Raw genomic sequence first — 20,377 nt, 5'->3', positions numbered from 1 at the left:
CCCGGAAGCTAAGCCTTTCAGCGCCGATGGTACTGCAGAGGGGACTCTGTGGGAGAGTAGGACGCCGCCGAACAATTTTTCAGCTCCGGTCCTTGAACCTTTTGGTTCAGGGACCGGAGCTTTTTTGTTTCGTTTTTACCGCGATGGGTGTAACGCGGCGTTCACTTTGTGTGGTCAGGATCCGCAGTCATGGGGACAGCGGGAACGCTCAAGTCGGCCGGTGTGCACGCAGGCGACGAAGTCGTGGTGCCGGCGTATGGCAACGCCGAGGTGGCGGAGGCGGTGGTGCGGGTGGGCGCGGTGCCGGTGTTCGCCGATGTGGACGCCGACAGCTACTGCCTCGACCCTGCCGCGGTATCGGCTGCCGTGTCCGGCCGCACGGTCGCGGTCGTCGCGGTACATCGGTTCGGGCGGCAGGCGGACGTGGGACGGATCCGTGAAGTCGGGCGACGGCACGGGCTGTTGGTGGTGGTCGAGGGAGAGCTTGGGGCGGAGCCGGACGGAGTGGAGCGGCGGCGGACGCATGCGGCGTATCTGGACGGCAGGCTCAGCGGGGTGGTGACGCCGACGGCCGCGGCGGGGCATACCTACGAGCGGTATGTGGTGCGGGTGCCGGGGAACGGGCGGCCGGACCGGGATGCGTTCGCGCGAGCGCTGCGGGCCAAAGGTGTCGCATGCCAGGTGCCGGTGCGGGCGCCTGTGTACCGGATGCCGGGGCTGCGGCGGGAGGTGTTTCTGCCGTGCACCGAGCGGGCCGTCGAGGAGACGCTGGCGCTGCCCGTGCATGCGGGATTGTCACGTCGGGAGCTGCACAAGATAGTCAGTGCCTGCAATGCGCTGGGTGGATTGTTGCAGCCGGCCTTTTAAGTGGGCGGGCGATTCGGCGGTGCGGGGGATTTCGGGTATGCTTTCTCTCGTTGCCGCGCCCCAATAGCTCAGTCGGCAGAGCGTCTCCATGGTAAGGAGAAGGTCTACGGTTCGATTCCGTATTGGGGCTCCAGAGAAAAGGCCCTCGCCACATGGCGGGGGCCTTTTTGCGTGGGGATAAGGGGCGTAACGGGGTCGGCTTCGGGGCGGTTGGCCGATGCCCGGCCGTGGCCCGGTCCGTCAGCCGGCCGGGAATTCGGGGACGCGCATGGCGAGGATGGCCATGTCGTCGGAGGCGGGCTCTGCGGCGAAGCGTTCCACGGCGCGCAGGACGCGGGCGGCGACGGCGCCCGCCGTCAGGCCCGTACAGGTGGTGAGGACGTCGGTGAGGCCGTCGTCGCCGAGCATGCGGGTGCCCTCGCGGCGTTCGGTGACGCCGTCGGTGACGCACAGGAGGACGTCACCCGGGTCGAGGGTGATGGTCTGCTCGTAGAGCTCCAGGTCGTCCATGACGCCGAGAAGGGGCTGGGGTTCGGCGGCCGGTTCGACCGTGCCGTCCTGGCGCAGGCGGAGCGGTAGCGGGTGGCCGGCGCAGACGACCTTGAGGACGGCGCTGCCGTCGCGCTGCGGCCAGAGCTCGCCGTAGAGGAGGGTGAGGAAACGGCTGCGGGCGCCTTCGTCGAGGATGGCGGCGTTGAGCCGCTCCAGTACCGCGGGGCCGCCGAAGCCCTCGCGGGCGAGCAGCCGCAGGGCGTGCCGGGCCAGGCCGGTGACGGCGGCGGCCTCCGGGCCCGTGCCGCAGACGTCGCCGATGGCGAAGCCGTACGCACCGTCGCGGATCGGGAAGAGGTCGTAGAAGTCGCCGCCGACCTCGTTGCCCTCGCCGGCGGCGCGGTAGATGACCTCGACCTCGACGCCGGGGACCTCGGGCAGCTCCGGGGGCAGCAGGCTGCGCTGGAGGGACTGGCTGATGGCCGTGCGCTCGGAGTAGAGGCGGGCGTTGTCCAGGGCGAGGGCGGCCCGGCGGGAGAGGTCCTCGGCGAGTTCGAGGATCTCCTGGCGGAAGTGCTCCTCGCTGGGCTTGCCGAGGGTGAGCATGCCGATGACGCGGTTGCGCGCGACGAGGGGCAGCACGACGGTCTCGCCGCCGACGGCGGAGGCGGTGGCGAGCGAGGGGCCGGGGCCCGTGCCGGGACGGGCGGGGCTGCCCAGGCCCAGGTTGCGCAGCGAGGTGCGCAGCGCGGCATCGTGGGCGGCGTCGGTGGGCGCGGTCCAGACGCGGGCGCCGGGGGTCGGGACCGGCTCGGGCGGATCGACCTTCATCAGGAGGGTCTTGAGGCCGTCGATGCGGTCCTCGTCCTCGTGCAGGACGTAGGAGAGCTCGGGTTCGGAGGTCTGGTCGGCGACGGTGTAGACGGCGCACCAGGTGGCGAGGGTGGGGACCGTCATCTGGGCCATCAGGGCCAGGGTCTGGTCGCGGTCAAGAGTGCCGGCCAGGAGGTCGGACGCCTCGACGAGGAAGGAGAGCGAACCGCGGCGCAGCCGCTCCAGCTCGGTGAGCCGGGCGCGTTCGACGGCCAGGGCGATGCGGTCGGCGGCGAACTGGAGGCGCAGCGCCTCTTCGTTGGAGTAGCGTCCCGCGGCCTCGGCGGCGACGCCGAGGGAGCCGGTGAGCCGGCCCTCGACCTTGAGCGGGACCGTGACGACGGAGCGCATGCCCGTGCCGCTGAGCAGGGGGACGCTGCCGGGGACGGCGCTGAGGTCTTCGTGGACGGCGGGCATCCGGGCGGAGCCGTAGCGTCCGGATCCGGCCTCCACGGGGACGCGGGCGAAGCGCTGGCGGGCCGAGGGCAGGCCCGTGGAGGCGCGGACCTCCAGCTCGGTCTCGTCGTCGGTGGCCAGCAGGAGGTAGGCGGCGTCGCCGTCGAGCATGTCGCGGGCGCGCTCGACGGTGCGCTGGAGCAGTCCGTCCAGGTCGTCGGGGGCCGGTGAGCCGATGAAGACCTCGAACGGGTCGGACGGGCGGCCCTCGGGCTGGGCGGCCGCGTCCGGGGCGGGGGTGCGCTGCGGGCTCTGGAGGATCGCCCGTTCGTGGTCGCGGACCAGGAGGCAGACCGTGGACGCCTCGCCGTCGGCGTCGCGGACGCGCAGGTGGGAGGCGTAGACGGGGACGACCCGGCCGTCGGCGCCCCGGATGCCGTAGGAGCCCTCCCAGCGGGAGAGCCGGAGCGCCTCGGCGATGCCGGTGCCGGTGCCGGGGGTGTGCGGCCAGGCGGCGAAGTCGGTGAGGGGTTTGCCGACGACCTGTTCGGGGCCGTAGGCGAAGAGGTCCCGGGCGTCGTCGTTCCAGGAGGTGACGCAGCCGCCGCGGTCGATCTGGAGCACGGCGACCCGTACCCGGCCGTCGGTGGCGGGCAGGGCGTCCACGGGGAGCGCGGGGCCGGCGGAGCGGGTGCCGGCCGGGCGCTCGGGGAGGTCGAGCTGGAACCAGACGTGCTTCTGGGCGGCGGTGTACTCCACGCCCCAGAGGGAGGCCAGCGCGCCGCACAGCAGCAGGCCGCGGCCGCCCTCGCGGTCGGGGGGGACGACGGTCCGGCCGGAGTGCTGGAGCGGAATCTCGCGTTCGGGGTAGCGGTCGGCGACCGAGATGCGCACGCCGCCGTCCGTCCGCAGGCAGAGCACGTCGGCGGAGGTGCCGGCGTGTACGACGGCGTTGGTGACCAGCTCGCTGGTCAGGACGACGGCGTCGTCGACGATGTCGCCGTGTCCCCAGCCCTGGAGGGTGTCGCGGACGAACGCGCGGGCGCTGGCAACCGAGCGCCCGACCGGCTCGAACGTGGCAGCGGCCCGCGCGGTGATCACAGCACTCCCCATTGGTTGTTCGTCGCTCCCCCGAGTCCTGTGCCCGTTTCTCGCGGCCTCGATGCGCTAGCCAGGCTAGACCGTCGGTGCGCGGAGTGGGAACGAAGGGATGCTTTCCGGGACCAGACGCACTCCGGCGGCGATGTCCGGCGGTTTGCGGTTTCAGTGACCGGGCGGGGGTGTGGTTACGTTTCGGCCTCCGGCGGCTTCGGTGCGCCGGGGTGAAACACTGGGCAGGTATCAGGAGAAAGCCCGGGTGGAACGGTCGACCCTGCGGGAGGGACACGGTGGAGTCTGGCGCAGCGGCGCGGGGCGTGAGCACGCGCACAAAGAGCGGACGATCCCGGAGTAGTGGGACGACCGAAGTGGATACGGCTGCGCTGAACCGGCTGTTGGTCGCACTGGTCGCCATGCGGGACGGGAACTTCCGCAAACGGCTCACGGTGTCCGGCGACGGTGTCATGTCGGAGATCGCCGCGGTCTTCAACGAGGTCGCGGACCGCAATCTGCATCTGACCGGCGAGCTGGCCCGGGTGCGCAGGGTCGTCGGACGTGAGGGAAAGCTCACGGAACGGCTGGAGGTCGGCGCCTGCGAGGGCTCCTGGGCCGCGGCCATCGACGCCTCGAACTCCCTGGTGGACGACCTCGTACGGCCCGTCTCCGAGGTGGGACGGGTGCTGTCGGCGGTGTCCGAGGGCGATCTGGAACAGCGGATGGATCTGCGTTCACGGAGTTCCGACGGGGCCTCGGAGCATCCGCTGCGGGGCGAGTTCCTGAAGGTCGGCCGTACGGTCAACGGGCTCGTGGACCAGCTCTCGGCGTTCACCGACGAGGTCACCCGGGTGGCCAGCGAGGTCGGTACGGAGGGCAAGCTCGGCGGGCAGGCGCGGGTGCGCGGTATGTCCGGATCGTGGAAGGACCTCACCGAGTCCGTCAACACGATGGCCTCCCGGCTGACCGCGCAGGTGCGGGACATCGCTCTGGTGACCACCGCGGTCGCCAAGGGTGATCTGTCCCGGAAGGTCACGGTGCACGTGGCCGGGGAGATGCTGGAGCTCAAGAACACCGTCAACACGATGGTGGACCAGCTGTCCTCGTTCGCCTCCGAAGTGACCCGCGTCGCGCGCGAGGTCGGTACGGAGGGGGAACTCGGTGGGCAGGCGCAGGTCCCCGGTGTCGCCGGGGTGTGGAAGGACCTGACGGATTCGGTCAATCTCATGGCCGGAAACCTCACCGCGCAGGTACGGGGCATCGCCCAGGTCACGACCGCCGTCGCGAGCGGCGATCTGTCGCAGAAGGTCACGGTCAGCGCGCGCGGCGAGGTCGCGCAGCTCGCCGACACCATCAACACCATGACCGAGACGCTGCGGACCTTCGCGGACGAAGTGACGCGGGTGGCGAGCGAGGTCGGCGCCGAGGGGCAGCTCGGCGGGCAGGCGCAGGTGCCGGGCGCGGCCGGGACGTGGAAGGACCTCACCGACTCGGTGAACACCGCGTTCCGCAATCTCACGGCGCAGGTGCGGGACATCGCGCAGGTGACGACGGCGGTCGCCAATGGTGACCTGTCGCAGACGGTCACCGTCGATGTGGCCGGTGAAATGCTGGAGTTGAAGAACACCGTCAACACGATGGTGGGGCAACTGTCGTCGTTCGGTGCCGAAGTGACGCGGGTGGCGCGGGAGATCGGCGTCGAGGGCGAACTGGGCGGTCAGGCGGCGGTGCCGGGCGCGGCGGGCACGTGGAAGGACCTCACGGACTCCGTGAACACGGCCTTCCGCAACCTGACCGGGCAGGTGCGCAATATCGCGCAGGTGACGACGGCGGTCGCCAACGGCGATCTGTCGCAGAAGGTCACCGTCGATGTCTCCGGCGAGATGCTCCAGCTGAAGAACACCGTGAACACCATGGTGGATCAGCTGTCGTCGTTCGCGGACCAGGTCACGCGGATGGCCCGGGACGTGGGGACGGAGGGCCAGCTCGGCGGGCAGGCCCGGGTGGACGGCGTCAGCGGCACCTGGAAGGAACTGACCGACTCCGTCAACTTCATGGCGGGAAACCTGACGTCACAGGTGCGGCAGATCGCCCAGGTGACGACGGCGGTGGCGCGTGGCGATCTGTCGCAGAAGATCGACGTGGACGCGCGCGGCGAGATCCTGGAGCTGAAGAACACCATCAACACGATGGTCGACCAGCTCTCCGCATTCGCCGAGCAGGTCACCCGGGTCGCCCGGGAGGTCGGTACGGACGGCAGGCTGGGCGGCCAGGCGCAGGTGCCGGGCGTCGCGGGCGTCTGGCGCGATCTGACCGACTCGGTGAACGGCATGGCCGGCAACCTGACGGCGCAGGTCCGCAACATCGCCCAGGTGGCCACGGCGGTGGCGCGCGGTGATCTGTCGCAGAAGATCGACGTGGACGCCCGGGGCGAGATCCTGGAGCTGAAGAACACCCTGAACACGATGGTCGACCAGCTGTCGTCCTTCGCGGAGCAGGTCACCCGGGTCGCCCGCGAGGTGGGTACCGAGGGCATGCTGGGCGGCCAGGCGGAGGTGCAGGGTGTCAGCGGGACGTGGAAGGACCTCACCCAGTCCGTCAACTTCATGGCGAACAACCTGACGTCCCAGGTCCGCAACATCGCCGAGGTGACGACCGCGGTGGCCCGCGGCGACCTGTCCAAGAAGATCACCGTCGACGCCAAGGGCGAGATCCTCGAACTCGTCACGACCGTCAACACCATGGTCGACCAGCTCTCCTCGTTCGCCGAGCAGGTGACGCGGGTGGCCCGTGAGGTGGGCACCGAGGGGCAGTTGGGCGGCCAGGCGCGGGTGGCGGGTGCCACCGGTATCTGGCGGGACCTCAGCGACAACGTCAACCTGATGGCCAACAACCTGACCATCCAGGTGCGCAACATCTCGCAGGTCTCGGCGGCGGTCGCCAACGGCGATCTGACGAAGAAGGTCACGGTCGAGGCGCGGGGCGAGGTCGCACAGCTCGCCGACACGGTCAACACGATGGTCACGACGCTGTCGTCGTTCGCCGACGAGGTCACGCGGGTGGCCCGTGAGGTGGGCACCGACGGCATCCTGGGCGGCCAGGCCCGCGTCCCCGGTGTCGCCGGCACGTGGCGGGACCTCACCGAGTCGGTGAACTCGATGGCCAACAACCTCACCGGCCAGGTACGCAACATCGCCATGGTCACCACCGCCATCGCCAAGGGTGATCTGACCAAGAAGATCGACATCGATGCGCGCGGCGAGATCCTCGCGCTGAAGACCACCATCAACACCATGGTCGATCAGCTGTCGTCCTTCGCCGAGCAGGTCACCAGGGTGGCCCGCGAGGTGGGTACGGAGGGCCAGCTCGGCGGCCAGGCGCAGGTGCGGGGCGTGGCCGGCACCTGGAAGGACCTGACCGAATCGGTGAACGAGATGGCGGGCAACCTGACCCGTCAGGTGCGCGCCATCGCCGCGGTCGCCGCCGCGGTCACCCTCGGCGACCACAACGTCCGCATCGATGTGGACGCGGCCGGCGAGATCCTGGAGCTCCAGGACAACGTCAACACCATGATCTCCACGCTGCGTGAGACCACTCTCGCCAACGAGGAACAGGACTGGCTCAAGGGCAATCTGGCCCGGATCTCCGGTCTGATGCAGGGCCGCCGTGACCTCAAGGACGTCGCCACGCTCATCATGAGCGAGCTGTCCCCCGCGGTCTCCGCGCAGCACGGCGCGTTCTTCCTCGCGGACCGGCCCGACAGCCGGGAGCTGCGCACGGACGGTGGCGAGGCGGGCGCGTACGAGCTGCGGCTGATGGGCTCCTACGGTTACGCGATGGGCGGGATGCCGACGACCTTCCGGCCGGGCGAGACGCTGATCGGCACGGCCGCCGCGGAGGGGCGCACCATCCTGGTGGAGAACGTCCCGGCCGGCTACCTCAAGATCGCTTCCGGGCTCGGTGAGGCGCCGCCGGCGAATGTGATCGTGCTGCCGGTGCTCTTCGAGGACAAGGTGCTCGGGGTGATCGAGCTGGCCTCCTTCCAGCCGTTCACGCAGATCCAGAAGGACTTCCTCAGCCAGATCGCCGAGATGATCGCGACCAGCGTCAACACCATCTCGGTCAACACCAAGACCGAGGTGCTGCTCAAGCAGTCGCAGGAGCTGACCGAGCAGCTCAAGGAGCGGTCCGGGGAGCTGGAGAGCCGGCAGAAGGCGCTGGAGCTGTCCAACTCCGAGCTGGAGGAGAAGGCCGAGCAACTGCGCGAGCAGAACCGCGACATCGAGGTGAAGAACACCGAGATCGAGGAGGCGCGGCAGGTCCTGGAGGAGCGTGCCGAGCAGCTCGCGGTCTCGATGCGCTACAAGTCGGAGTTCCTGGCGAACATGTCGCACGAGCTGCGCACGCCGCTCAACTCCCTGCTGATTCTCGCCAAGTTGCTGGCCGACAACGCCGAGGGCAATCTCTCGCCGAAGCAGGTGGAGTTCGCCGAGACGATCCACGGCGCGGGCAGCGACCTGCTCCAGCTGATCAACGACATCCTCGACCTGTCGAAGGTGGAGGCGGGCAAGATGGACGTCAGCCCGACGCGGATCGCGCTGGTCCAGCTCGTCGACTACGTCGAGGCGACGTTCCGGCCGCTGACCGCGGAGAAGGGACTCGACTTCTCCGTGCGGGTCTCCCCGGAGCTGCCCGCCACGCTGCACACCGATGAGCAGCGGCTGCTCCAGGTATTGCGCAATCTGCTCTCCAACGCGGTGAAGTTCACCGACAGCGGCGCCGTCGAACTGGTCATCCGGCCGGCCGGCGCGGAGGTGCCGGTGGCGATCCGCGAGCAGCTGCTGGAGCACGGTGCGCTGCGCGATCCGGACGCCGCCATGATCGCGTTCTCGGTGACCGACACCGGCATCGGTATCGCGTCCAGCAAGATGCGGGTCATCTTCGAGGCGTTCAAGCAGGCGGACGGCACGACCAGCCGCAAGTACGGCGGCACGGGCCTGGGACTGTCCATCAGCCGGGAGATCGCCCGGCTGCTGGGCGGCGAGATCCACGCCGCCAGTGAGCCGGGCCGCGGTTCCACCTTCACGCTCTACCTGCCGCACAATCAGGGCGGTCTGCCGCCACAGGGCTACCCGCAGCTGGTGGCGGGCGGCCTGGCGATGGACGCGGAGGCGCGCGAGACGGAGGTCGGCCGGCAGGCCGAGGCCGACGAACGGCAGGCCGACGAGCGGGCGGGCGGTGCGCTCAACCGGCGCCGCCGCCGCGCGGTTTCGGGCGCGGCCCGCCGCTTCGCACTGCCGGGCCGCTCCCCGGCCGCCCCGCCGCAGCGGGCGCCCCTGCCGTCCCTGCCGCCGGCCGCCCAGCAGCCCGTGGAGGAGCCCTGGATCGGCAACGGCCAGGATCTGGTGGACCCGGTGGGCGAGAGCGGGTTCCACGGTGAGAAGGTGCTGATCGTCGACGACGACATCCGCAATGTCTTCGCGCTCACCAGCGTCCTGGAGCAGCACGGGCTTTCGGTGCTGTACGCGGAGAACGGCCGGGAGGGCATCGAGGTGCTGGAGCAGCACGACGATGTCGTCCTGGTGCTGATGGACATCATGATGCCGGAGATGGACGGGTACGCGACCACGGCCGCGATCCGCCGGATGCCGCAGTTCGCCGGGCTGCCCATCATCGCGCTGACCGCGAAGGCGATGAAGGGCGACCGGGAGAAGAGCATCGACTCCGGAGCTTCCGACTATGTGACCAAGCCGGTGGATACCGATCATCTGTTGTCGGTCATGGAGCAATGGATGCGCGCGGAGTGACGGGGCGTCCACTATGGAGGCGTACGAGGATCACCGCGTGCTGACGCAGTGTGGCCGTGGACGTGTGGAAGCGCGCGGTTCGGGGAACCTTCTGGTCTCTCCCTGCGTTTCTGCTACGTGCACAGTGACATCGCGGTGACAGGGTGTGGCGACAGGCGGGGTGCAGCTACCATGACCGGCACAAGGACGGGCGGCATGACGGAGTCGTCCCCTGGGGCGGCGTCCGGTGTACTGCCGGGGCGAGGAGGACGGGCCATGGTGCAGAAGGCCAAGATCCTCCTGGTCGATGACCGGCCGGAGAATCTGCTGGCGCTGGAGGCGATCCTCTCCGCGCTCGATCAGACGCTGGTGCGGGCATCGTCCGGGGAGGAAGCGCTCAAAGCACTGCTCACGGACGATTTCGCGGTCATTCTGCTCGATGTGCAGATGCCGGGGATGGACGGATTCGAGACCGCGGCGCACATCAAGCGCCGTGAACGCACCCGGGACATCCCGATCATCTTCCTCACGGCCATCAACCACGGCCCGCACCACACCTTCCGCGGTTACGCGGCCGGTGCGGTCGACTACATCTCCAAGCCGTTCGACCCGTGGGTGCTGCGCGCGAAGGTCTCGGTCTTCGTCGACCTCTACATGAAGAACTGCCAACTGCGTGAGCAGGCAGCCCTGCTGCGGTTGCAGCTGGAGGGCGGGCGCCCGAGCGCCGACGAGACGAAGGAGTCCGCGGGGCTGCTCGCCGAGCTGTCGGCGCGGCTGGCCGCGGTCGAGGAGCAGGCCGAGGCGCTGTCCAAGCAGTTGGACGAGGCGGCGGACGCCGCCGCGGTGGCCACCGCGGCACATCTGGAACGCAAACTGACCGGCCTGCGCAGGGCGCTGGACGCACTGGAGCCGGGCTCGGGCAACGGCGTGGGCTGACTGACGCCCGCTCATGAGACGGGCGCACGACACGGATGGGTGAAGCGTCGTGCGCTCGTGTCACGCCCGCCGTCGCCTGTAACCTCCTCATCATGGCCTCACGTACGTCCGGCAAGGGAACCCAGAGCTCGGCGGGCCCCTCGAAGCAGCGCGCCGGACAGCCCGCGGGCGCGGCCAAGAAGACCGCCGCGAAGAAGGCTCCCGCCAAGAAGCCGCCGCTGAAGAAGCCCGTGGCCGCGAAGAAGGCACCGGCCAAGAGGGCGCCCGCCAAGAAGGCCGCCCCGAAACCGGCGCCGTCACCCACCGGCGGTGTCTACCGCCTCGTCCGCGCCTGCTGGCTCGGGCTGGCGCACGCCATCGGGGCGATGTTCCGCGGGATGGGCCACGGTGCGAAGAACCTCGACCCGGCGCACCGCAAGGACGGGCTGGGTCTGCTGCTGCTCGGCCTGGCGCTGGTCGTCGCGGCCGGCACCTGGTCCAACCTCAGCGGCCCGGTCGGGGACCTCGTCGCACTGCTGGTCACCGGCGCGTTCGGCCGGCTCGACCTGGTCGTGCCGATCCTGCTGGGCGGCATCGCCGTCCGGCTCATCCGCCACCCCGAGCAGCCGGAGGCCAACGGCCGGATCATCATCGGGCTGTCCGCGCTGGTCCTCGGCATCCTCGGACAGGTGGCGATCGCCTGCGGTTCGCCGGGCCGGAGCGCCGGCATCGCGGCCGTACAGGACGCCGGTGGGTATGTCGGCTGGGCCGCGTCCAAACCGCTGGTCTTCGCCGTCGGCCAGACCCTGGCGGTGGCGCTGCTGGTACTGCTGACCGTCTTCGGGCTGCTGGTGGTCACCGCGACGCCGGTGAACGCCATTCCGCAGCGGCTGCGCGCGCTCGGCGTCAAGCTGGGCGTGCTGGAGCCCACCGAGCCCGAGCCGTCGGACTGGGAGGCGGAGGAGTACGCGGAGGAGTGGCGGGAGCAGCCGGCGCGCGGCCGGCGCCGCGGCGCCGCGGCGGGCGGTCCGGCGGACCCGGACGCGAGCGAGGAAGAGGCGCTGGCCAAGCGCCGCCGCCCGCGCCGGGCCGCCGCGGTGCCCGACCCGGACCGGCCGATGGACGCGGTCGACGTGGCCGCCGCGGCCGCCGCCGCGCTGGACGGCGCGGTGCTGCACGGCGTCCAGCCGTCCCCGCTCGTCGCGGGCCTGAGCAGCGGAATCTCCGGGGAGCGGCGGGAGCGGGCCGGGGCGGACAGCGGCGCTGTGCCGGCGGCCCGTGGCGCGCAGCCGGCCGGCGCCGAGCCCACCCCGTCGGTGCCGGACTTCACCAAGGCAGCGCCGGAGCCGCCCGCGGATCTGCCGCCGCGCGCCGAACAGCTCCAGCTGGCCGGTGACATCAGCTACGCGCTGCCCTCCCTCGACCTGCTCTCCCGCGGGGGCCCCGGCAAGACCCGCAGCGCCGCCAACGACGCGATAGTGGCGGCGCTGACCACGGTCTTCCAGGAGTTCAAGGTCGATGCCGCGGTCACCGGTTTCACCCGTGGGCCGACGGTCACCCGCTACGAGGTCGAGCTGGGTCCGGCCGTCAAGGTCGAGAAGATCACCGCGCTGGCCAAGAACATCGCCTACGCGGTGGCCAGCCCCGATGTCCGCATCATCAGCCCGATCCCCGGCAAGTCCGCGGTGGGCATCGAGATCCCCAACACCGACCGCGAGATGGTCAACCTCGGCGACGTCCTGCGGCTCGCGGACGCCGCGGGCGACGACCACCCGATGCTGGTGGCGCTCGGCAAGGACGTCGAGGGCGGCTATGTCATGGCCAACATGACGAAGATGCCGCACGTCCTGGTCGCCGGTGCGACCGGCTCCGGCAAGTCCTCCTGCATCAACTGCCTGATCACCTCGGTGATGATCCGCGCCACCCCGGACGACGTGCGGATGGTGCTGGTCGACCCCAAGCGGGTGGAACTGACCGCTTACGAGGGCATCCCGCACCTGATCACGCCGATCATCACCAACCCCAAGCGTGCCGCCGAGGCGCTCCAGTGGGTGGTGCGCGAGATGGACCTGCGCTACGACGACCTGGCGGCGTACGGCTTCCGGCACATCGACGACTTCAACGAAGCGGTGCGCAACGGCAAGGTCACCTCACCCGAGGGCAGCGAGCGCGAGCTGGCCCCGTACCCGTATCTGCTGGTCATCGTCGACGAGCTGGCGGACCTGATGATGGTCGCGCCGCGGGACGTGGAGGACTCCATCGTCCGCATCACGCAGCTCGCCCGCGCCGCCGGCATCCACCTGGTGCTGGCCACCCAGCGCCCGTCCGTCGATGTCGTCACCGGTCTGATCAAGGCCAATGTGCCCTCCCGGCTCGCCTTCGCCACCTCCTCGCTCGCCGACAGCCGGGTCATCCTCGACCAGCCGGGCGCCGAGAAGCTGATCGGCAAGGGCGACGGGCTCTTCCTGCCGATGGGCGCCAACAAACCGGTCCGTATGCAGGGCGCCTTCGTGACCGAGGCCGAGGTCGCGGCGGTGGTCCAGCACTGCAAGGACCAGATGGCGCCGGTCTTCCGCGCGGACGTCACCGTCGGTACGGCGAAGAAGAAGGAGATCGACGAGGACATCGGCGACGACCTCGATCTGCTCTGCCAGGCCGCCGAACTGGTGGTGTCCACCCAGTTCGGATCGACGTCGATGCTCCAGCGCAAGCTGCGGGTGGGCTTCGCCAAGGCCGGGCGGCTGATGGACCTGATGGAGTCGCGGAACATCGTCGGGCCGAGCGAGGGCTCCAAGGCCCGCGACGTGCTGGTCAAGCCGGACGAACTGGACGGGGCACTCGCCCTGATCCGGGGGGACTCTCCGGCGTAGCACCCATTTGCGGGTCACTCGTACGAGAGAAAGCAACCGTTTCGCCTGCTGATACGTCAAGCGGAAGGAGGTGAGGGAACGATGCTTCATCATGCAGGCCCGGCGGCGCCGTCCACGGGCGTTCTGATGGCGTACAAACTCCGCTCTCCCGCTTGCCCCACCCTTTCGGTCCACCCCTAGACTGAACCTCCAGCAGGTGGCTACACGCTCGAAAGGCGCCCCCGTGTCCATCGGCAACTCTCCCGAAGCCGACCGGCCTTCCGTCGGTCGCGCCATCCAGCAGGCCCGTACCGACGCAGGACTGACCGTCGAAGAGGTCAGTACGACGACACGGGTGCGCATCCCCATCGTGCAGGCGATCGAGATGGACGACTTCTCGCGCTGTGGCGGCGAGGTCTATGCGCGGGGGCATCTGCGTGCGCTCGCCCGCGCCGTCTCGCTCGATCCCGAGGTGCTGATCGCCCGGTACGACGCCGAGCACGGCGGCCGGCCCGCACCGACCCCGGCCGCGCCGCTGTTCGAGGCCGAGCGGATCCGGCCCGAGCGGCGCCGGCCCAACTGGACCGCCGCCATGGTCGCGGCGATCGTCGCGGTCGTCGGTTTCGTCGGCTTCACGCTCTTCAGCGGCGGCAAGACCACCGGCAACCCGGTCGCCGCGGGGGACTCCGCCGACGCCGAGAAGCCCGCACCGGCGCCCAGCCGCTCCGCACCGCCGGCCAAGCCCGCCCCTGAGCCCTCCGACGGCGCCATCGCCGGGCTGCCCAAGGACAAGGTGACGATCAAGGTCACCGCCCGGGACGGCAAGAGCTGGGTCTCCGCCAAGGACGCCAACGGCAAGCTCCTGGAGGACGGCCTGCTGGAGCAGGGCGAGTCCATGACCTTCACCGACAAGAAGCGGATCGACCTGGTCCTGGGCAACGCCGGAGCCGTGCAGCTGTACGTCAACGGCAAGGAGGTCAAGGAGGTCGGCGACGAGGGGTCCGTGGAGCGGCTGAGCTACACCCCCGGAGACCCCCAGGCGGGCTGAGACCGCGTCTGAGCTGCGGCCGCTGCCCCAGCGCTCCCCGGCCGGGGTGCCCTGGGACGGCGGCCGCAGACCTGCACGCCATGGGCACGACCGGGACGAAGTAGGCTGAGCCCCATGCCCGAACGCCGTACCGTCGCCCTTGTCACTCTTGGCTGCGCCCGTAACGAGGTGGACTCGGAGGAGCTCGCAGGCCGCCTGGCAGCGGACGGCTGGGAGCTCGTCGAAGAAGCCGCCGATGCCGATGTCGCCGTCGTCAACACCTGCGGATTCGTCGAAGCCGCCAAGAAGGACTCCGTCGATGCCCTGCTCGAAGCCAACGACCTGAAGGATCACGGCAGGACCCAGGCCGTGGTGGCCGTGGGCTGCATGGCCGAGCGCTACGGCAAGGAACTGGCCCAGGCGCTGCCCGAGGCCGACGGTGTGCTCGGTTTCGACGACTACAGCGATATCTCCGACCGCCTCCAGACCATCCTCAACGGCGGCATCCACGCCTCGCACACCCCGCGCGACCGCCGCAAGCTGCTGCCGATCAGCCCGGCCGAGCGCCAGGGCGCCGCCGATGTGGCGCTGCCCGGCCACGCCCAGGACACCCCGCCCGAGGACCTGCCCGAGGGCGTCGCGCCCGCCTCCGGGCCGCGCGCGCCGCTGCGCCGCCGGCTCGGCAGCAACCCGGTGGCCTCGGTGAAGCTCGCCTCCGGCTGCGACCGGCGCTGCTCGTTCTGCGCCATCCCGTCCTTCCGCGGCTCGTTCATCTCGCGCCGGCCCGCCGATGTGCTCGGCGAGACCCGCTGGCTGGCCGGCCAGGGCGTCAAAGAGATCATGCTGGTCTCCGAGAACAACACCTCCTACGGCAAGGACCTCGGCGACATCCGGCTGCTGGAGACGCTGCTGCCGGAGCTGGCGGACGTCGACGGCATCGAGCGGATCCGGGTCAGCTACCTCCAGCCCGCCGAGATGCGCCCCGGACTGATCGACGTGCTGACCGGCACCGACAAGGTGGCGCCCTACTTCGATCTGTCCTTCCAGCACTCGGCGCCGGGTGTGCTGCGCGCGATGCGGCGGTTCGGTGACACCGACCGCTTCCTGGAACTGCTCCGGCAGATCCGGACGAAGGCGCCCGAGGCCGGCGCCCGCTCCAACTTCATCGTCGGCTTCCCGGGCGAGACCGAGAGCGACGTCGCGGAGCTGGAACGCTTCCTCACCGAGGCCCGGCTCGACGCCATCGGCATCTTCGGCTACTCGGACGAGGACGGCACGGAAGCCGCGTCATACGCGGACAAGGTCGACCCGGAGGTGGTCGCCGAGCGGCTGGCGCGGGTCTCCTGGCTGGCCGAGGAGCTGACCGCACAGCGCGCGGAGGAGCGGGTCGGCGAGAGCGTCCGGGTGCTGGTCGACCGGATCGACGAGGAGGAGGGCGTCGTCGGGCGGGCCGCGCACCAGGCGCCGGAGACCGACGGAGTCACCCTGCTCTCGACCGGCCGGGAGCTCGCACCCGGTCGTATGGTCGAAGCAAAGGTGGTGGCCAGCGAGGGCGTGGACCTGGTGGCCGAGGTGCTGTCGGTGGACGGTCCGGAGCGTGCCGAGGAGGCGGGCAGATGAGCGGAGTCCCGGCTTCCGCAGCCGGCAGGCCGCGCCCGGCGCCGGCCGTCCGGCAGGCCGGGCTGTGGAACATCGCCAACGTCCTGACGATGCTGCGGCTGCTGCTGGTCCCGGCCTTCGTCATGCTGCTGATGCACGGCGACGGCACGGACCCGTCCTGGCGCGCCTTCGCGTGGGCCGCCTTCGCCGTCGCCATGATCACCGACGTGTTCGACGGGCATCTGGCACGCGCGTACAACCTGGTCACCGACTTCGGGAAGATCGCCGACCCGATAGCGGACAAGACGATCATGGGATCCGCGCTGATCTGCCTGTCGGTGCTGGGCGATCTGCCCTGGTGGGTGACGGGCGTGATCCTCTTCCGCGAGCTGGGCATCACGCTGATGCGGTTCTGGGTGATCAAGCACGGTGTCATTCCGGCCAGTCGCGGGGGCAAGATCAAGACATTGGCCCAGGGCACCGCGGTCGGTATGTACGTCCTGGTGCTGACCGGCCCGCTGGCTACTTTCCGCTGGTGGGTGATGGCGGTGGCGGTGGTGCTGACCGTCGCCACGGGGCTGGACTACGTCCGCCAGGCCGTGGTGCTGCGCCGGGCCGGGCTGGCCCGGGAGCGGGCCGGGCGGGACGCCGAACGGTGAACGGACCGGCGGGTAACGCGGCGGCCGGAGCGCTGACGCTGCTCGCCGGCCGAGGGCAGACGCTGGCGGTGGCCGAGTCGCTGACCGGCGGACTGGTCGCGGGGGCACTGACCGCCGTCCCCGGCGCCTCGCGGGTCGTCCGCGGCGCGGTGACCGCCTACGCCACCGACCTCAAACGGGACGTACTGGGCGTGGACGGGGCGCTGCTCGCCGCGCGCGGGGCCGTGGACGGGGAGGTCGCCCGGCAGATGGCCGACGGCGTGCGGCGGGTGCTGGGCGCCGACTGGGGCCTCGCCACCACAGGGGTCGCCGGGCCCGATCCCCAGGACGGGCAGCCGGTGGGCACCGTCTTCGTCGCGGTCCGGGGGCCGGCGGGCGCCGGAGCGGTCCGTCGGCTCACGCTGGCCGGGGATCGTGCGCGGATCCGCACGGACAGCGTCGAAGCCGTGCTCGCCTTGCTGCTGAGCGAACTGACAGAAAATGCGCGGGCACAGGATACGGAACAACACGGGGGGAATGGATGTTTGCAGCCCTGAGAGAACACGAACTTGCGCCCGGCACGGCTACCGCCCGAGGCGGTACGGTGGGTCGAGAAGGATCCGGATCCGAGGTCCGAGGAGGGAGCCAGCGATGATTCTGCTTCGTCGCCTGCTGGGTGACGTGCTGCGCCGACAGCGTCAGCGCCAGGGCCGAACCCTGCGCGAGGTCTCTTCCTCCGCCCGGGTGTCGCTCGGCTATTTGTCCGAGGTCGAGAGGGGGCAGAAGGAGGCATCCTCCGAACTGCTCTCGTCGATCTGTGACGCGCTGGATGTGCGCATGTCCGAACTCATGCGAGAGGTCAGCGACGAGCTGGCACTCGCCGAACTCGCACAGTCCGCCGCCGCGAGCGACCCGGTGCACGCACCGGTACGGCCGAAGCTCAATTCGGTGTCCGTCGCCTCCTTGGCCGGTGTGCCGGAGGACCGCGTGACCATCAAGTCGCCGGCAGACGTCGTGGATGTCGTCGCGGCCTGACATCCCTGAACCTGCCCGAAGCCCTGGTCGGCAACAGCCGGCCGGGGCTTCGGGCTGTGTGCGTCCGGGCACGGACCGGAGGGGACGCGCCCGCGTGGACCGTTTGGCCCGCTCACCTCGCGACATCGTTTATACGATGACGCAATAGGTGCATTCGCCCCGAACAGGAGTATCCGGATGTCTGTTGTCACAAGCACGCTGTCCGACGCCGACCGCACCGTGGTCGGGAACGCTCTGCAAGGAGCCCTGGTCGACCTGGTGGACCTCTCCCTCGTCGCGAAGCAGGTGCACTGGAACGTCGTCGGCCCGCGCTTCCGCTCCGTGCATCTCCAGCTCGACGAGGTGGTCGCCACCGCCCGCCTGCACGCCGACACGGTGGCCGAGCGCGCGGCGGCGATCAGCGTCTCGCCCGACGGCCGGTCCGTGACCGTCGCCAAGACCAGCGGTATCGGCGAGGTGACGGACGGCTGGATCAAGGATGACCACGCCGTGGCCGCGCTGGTGGCGGCCCTGGCCGCGGTCATCGGGCGGATGCGTCGGCGGATCACCGACACCGCGGAGCCCGACCCGGTCACCCAGGACATCCTCATCGGCCTGACCGCCGACCTGGAGAAGCACCACTGGATGTTCCAGGCCGAGTCCCAGTGACGGGCCGCGGCGTCGGCTGAGGGGCCGTGCCGCCCCCGGAGCGGTGGGCGGGTGCCCCGCGTCGCGCCGGAAATGCCCCGGTGCGCCCTGCCGCCGGATGGCGGGCCCCGTCTAGCGTCGGCCGGAGGAGGCAGCCATGGCGTGGCACGACTTTGCGGCGCGCGGACCGGTCGCACGGGATGCCGGTGACCGGATACCGGGCCGCCGAGGGCGTTCCGGGGCCGGTCCGGGGCGCTGGACGGCCGCGGCGCTCGTCGGCGGGCTGTGGTGGTGGGCCGTGCTCCGGCTGACGCTGTGGCCCCACTCGGCGGGCGTGATCGAGGGTGCGGTGGCGGCGGGCGGCTGGGGGCTGAGTCTGCTGCCCGTGCACTGCGTTCCGTGGGCGGCGCGCGGTGCGGCGCCCACGGGAGCGGTGCGGCGCGGGGGCGGGCGGGCGGCGCTCACCACGGCATGGCGACGCCGCCGTTCGGGCGGAGGATCTGGCCGGTCGTGAAGGACGAGGCGTCCGACGCCAGGTGCAGTACGGCGTGGGCGATGTCCTCGGGCTCGCCCACCCGGCCCAGGGGGGAGCGCCGGCTCATCGGCTCCTCGGCCTGCCGCCGGGCCTCGGCGGTGTGCCGGTCGGTCATCGCCGTACGGACCCAGCCCGGGGCGACGGCGTTGACCCGGATACCGTGCCGGCCGACCTCGGTGGCCAGCGTCCTGGTGAGCTGGACGACGGCTGCCTTGGCCGCCCCGTAGCAGAGCAGGCCCGCGGCGCCGGTGTCGATGGCGCCGGAGGCCATGGTGACGATGCTGCCCCCGGTACCGGCGGCGATCATGGCGCGGGCGGCCTCCTGGCAGCCGTACAGGACGCCCTTGAAGTTGGTGTTCCACACCCGGTCCAGATCCGCGTCCGCGGTCTCCAGGACGGTGGAGGTGTGCATGATCCCGGCGATGTTGGCCATCACGTCGAGGCGGCCGGTGTGCCTGCGGGCCTCGTCGACGGCGGCGGCGATCTGGTCGCGCCGGGTGACGTCGAGGCGGTGGGGGCGGGCGGAGCCGCCGGCGTCCGCGATGGCCGCGGCGGTCGCGCGGGCGCCCTCGCCGTCGAGGTCCGCGCAGTGGACGGTGGCGCCGGCCTCGGCGAGGAGCACGGCGGTGGCGCGGCCGATACCGCTCGCCGCGCCGGTGACGATCGCGGTGCGGCCCGTGAGGTCGTACGCGCTGAGGGGCATGAGGTGAGGGTAGGGACAGATCTGACGGAGCGTCAATTAGCGTGCAGAGGGTGCTTGTTGACGTCTCGGGGGTCGAGAGTCGGGGCCGGGTTCGCGGGACGGAGGGGGAGTGCGGCGAGGTCAGTCGGGTGGGGCGGGCTGGCAGGCCGGACACCAGAAGGTGGCGCGTGTTTCCACGGCGGGGCCCCCGTCGGTGGTGCGGACGGGGGTGCCGCAGCGCAGACAGGGGCGGCCCGCGCGGCCGTAGACCCACAGGCGCCGATCGGGGCGGGGGTCGGGGGTGGTACGGCGCGCGGGGCGGCGCTTGTTGGCTTCGAGGAGCTTCTTGGCGAGCGCGGGCGCGCGTTCCGGGGCGGGCAGGCGTCCGACGGGGAGCCAGGGGGAGGCGCGCAGCAGGAAACACAGCTCGGACTTGTAGACATTGCCGATGCCGGCGAGATTGCGCTGGTCCAGCAGGGCTTCGCCGAGCGGGCGTGCGGGGGCGGCGAGCAGGCGGCGCAGTGCCTCGGCCGGATCCCAGCCGGGGCCGAGGAGATCGGGGCCCAGGTGGCCGACGACGCGGCACTCGTCGGCGGTGCGCAGCAGGTCGAGGACGGGGAGACGGTAGCCGACGGCGGTGCGGCCGGCGGTGCCGAGGACCGCCCGGATCTGATGGGCGGGACCGCCGCGCCAGCGTTCCGCCGGGGCGTAGAGCCGCCAGGCACCGTCCATGCGCAGATGGGAGTGGAGGGTCAGACCGCCCGCGAAGCGGATGAGGAGATGCTTGCCGCGCGAGCGGACCTCCAGCACCTGGCGGCCGGTCAGATCCACCGTCGCGAGCCGGGGAACGCGCAGGTCGCAGCGGGTCAGCGGCTGTCCGGCCAGCGCGTCGTGGAGGCGCTGGGCCGTGCGCCAGACCGTGTCACCTTCGGGCATGGCAGCCATCATGCCGGGGCAGGCGGAC

At 71.0% G+C, this 20,377-nt stretch carries 13 protein-coding genes and 1 tRNA gene; 11 read left to right on the top strand and 3 right to left on the bottom strand.

Going from position 1 to position 20,377, the window contains the following annotated elements; genetic code table 11:
* Positions 1–189: 189 nt before the first annotated feature.
* Positions 190–867 carry a DegT/DnrJ/EryC1/StrS family aminotransferase gene (locus ACLJWH_RS31315; RefSeq protein WP_411145133.1) on the top strand — a complete coding sequence of 226 codons (678 nt, stop codon included), beginning with the start codon at positions 190–192 and terminating at the stop codon, positions 865–867.
* 57 nt (positions 868–924) lie between these two features.
* A tRNA-Thr gene (locus tag ACLJWH_RS31310) sits at positions 925–1,000 on the top strand.
* Between the two features lie 107 nt (positions 1,001–1,107).
* Here ACLJWH_RS31310 and ACLJWH_RS31305 read toward each other — a convergent pair.
* The gene (locus tag ACLJWH_RS31305; protein ID WP_411145143.1) at positions 1,108–3,729 is read right to left on the bottom strand and encodes a SpoIIE family protein phosphatase; all 2,622 of its coding nucleotides are present in this window, start codon (positions 3,727–3,729) and stop codon (positions 1,108–1,110) included.
* A gap of 287 nt (positions 3,730–4,016) precedes the next feature.
* Here ACLJWH_RS31305 and ACLJWH_RS31300 point away from each other — a divergent pair, with 287 nt between their 5' ends.
* The 9 genes from ACLJWH_RS31300 to ACLJWH_RS31260 all read left to right on the top strand — a co-directional run bounded on the left by ACLJWH_RS31300 (position 4,017) and on the right by ACLJWH_RS31260 (position 18,217).
* Positions 4,017–9,527 carry a HAMP domain-containing protein gene (locus ACLJWH_RS31300; protein WP_411145132.1) on the top strand — a complete coding sequence of 1,837 codons (5,511 nt, stop codon included), beginning with the start codon at positions 4,017–4,019 and terminating at the stop codon, positions 9,525–9,527.
* A 255-nt stretch (positions 9,528–9,782) separates the two neighbouring features.
* Positions 9,783–10,442 carry a two-component system response regulator gene (locus tag ACLJWH_RS31295; protein ID WP_094792028.1) on the top strand — a complete coding sequence of 220 codons (660 nt, stop codon included), beginning with the start codon at positions 9,783–9,785 and terminating at the stop codon, positions 10,440–10,442.
* A gap of 92 nt (positions 10,443–10,534) precedes the next feature.
* The gene (locus ACLJWH_RS31290) at positions 10,535–13,291 is read left to right on the top strand and encodes a DNA translocase FtsK (protein ID WP_411145131.1); all 2,757 of its coding nucleotides are present in this window, start codon (positions 10,535–10,537) and stop codon (positions 13,289–13,291) included.
* Positions 13,292–13,514: 223 nt separating this feature from the next.
* Positions 13,515–14,318: a helix-turn-helix domain-containing protein gene (locus tag ACLJWH_RS31285; RefSeq protein ID WP_411145142.1), complete on the top strand. Its 804-nt coding sequence runs from the start codon at positions 13,515–13,517 to the stop codon at positions 14,316–14,318.
* A 114-nt stretch (positions 14,319–14,432) separates the two neighbouring features.
* On the top strand, positions 14,433–15,917 hold the full coding sequence (gene rimO, locus ACLJWH_RS31280; protein ID WP_411145130.1) for a 30S ribosomal protein S12 methylthiotransferase RimO: 1,485 nt from the start codon (positions 14,433–14,435) through the stop codon (positions 15,915–15,917).
* Positions 15,914–16,555 carry a CDP-diacylglycerol--glycerol-3-phosphate 3-phosphatidyltransferase gene (gene pgsA / locus ACLJWH_RS31275; RefSeq protein ID WP_411145129.1) on the top strand — a complete coding sequence of 214 codons (642 nt, stop codon included), beginning with the start codon at positions 15,914–15,916 and terminating at the stop codon, positions 16,553–16,555. The genes rimO and pgsA overlap by 4 nt, the downstream gene beginning before the upstream one ends.
* Entirely contained in the window at positions 16,552–17,091 is a 540-nt protein-coding gene (locus ACLJWH_RS31270) for a CinA family protein (protein ID WP_411145128.1), read from the top strand. The genes pgsA and ACLJWH_RS31270 overlap by 4 nt, the downstream gene beginning before the upstream one ends.
* A 94-nt stretch (positions 17,092–17,185) precedes the next feature.
* Positions 17,186–17,569: a helix-turn-helix domain-containing protein gene (locus tag ACLJWH_RS31265; RefSeq protein WP_411145127.1), complete on the top strand. Its 384-nt coding sequence runs from the start codon at positions 17,186–17,188 to the stop codon at positions 17,567–17,569.
* A gap of 177 nt (positions 17,570–17,746) precedes the next feature.
* A complete protein-coding gene (locus ACLJWH_RS31260; protein WP_411145126.1) occupies positions 17,747–18,217 on the top strand; it encodes a Dps family protein in 471 nt (156 codons plus the stop codon).
* A 440-nt stretch (positions 18,218–18,657) separates the two neighbouring features.
* Here the strand turns inward: ACLJWH_RS31260 and ACLJWH_RS31255 are convergent, their stop codons facing one another.
* On the bottom strand, positions 18,658–19,434 hold the full coding sequence (locus ACLJWH_RS31255) for an SDR family NAD(P)-dependent oxidoreductase (RefSeq protein ID WP_411145125.1): 777 nt from the start codon (positions 19,432–19,434) through the stop codon (positions 18,658–18,660).
* Between the two features lie 120 nt (positions 19,435–19,554).
* Positions 19,555–20,349 (bottom strand): Fpg/Nei family DNA glycosylase, encoded by a 795-nt coding sequence (locus tag ACLJWH_RS31250; protein WP_411145124.1) that lies wholly within the window; start codon positions 20,347–20,349, stop codon positions 19,555–19,557.
* Positions 20,350–20,377: the final 28 nt, after the last annotated feature.

It is taken from the genome of Streptomyces sp. x-80, assembly GCF_046549095.1.
Lineage (GTDB): Bacteria > Actinomycetota > Actinomycetes > Streptomycetales > Streptomycetaceae > Streptomyces > Streptomyces celluloflavus.
The sequence above is the reverse complement of the archived record's forward strand: the minus strand, read 5'-3'. Positions and strand labels throughout refer to the sequence as shown.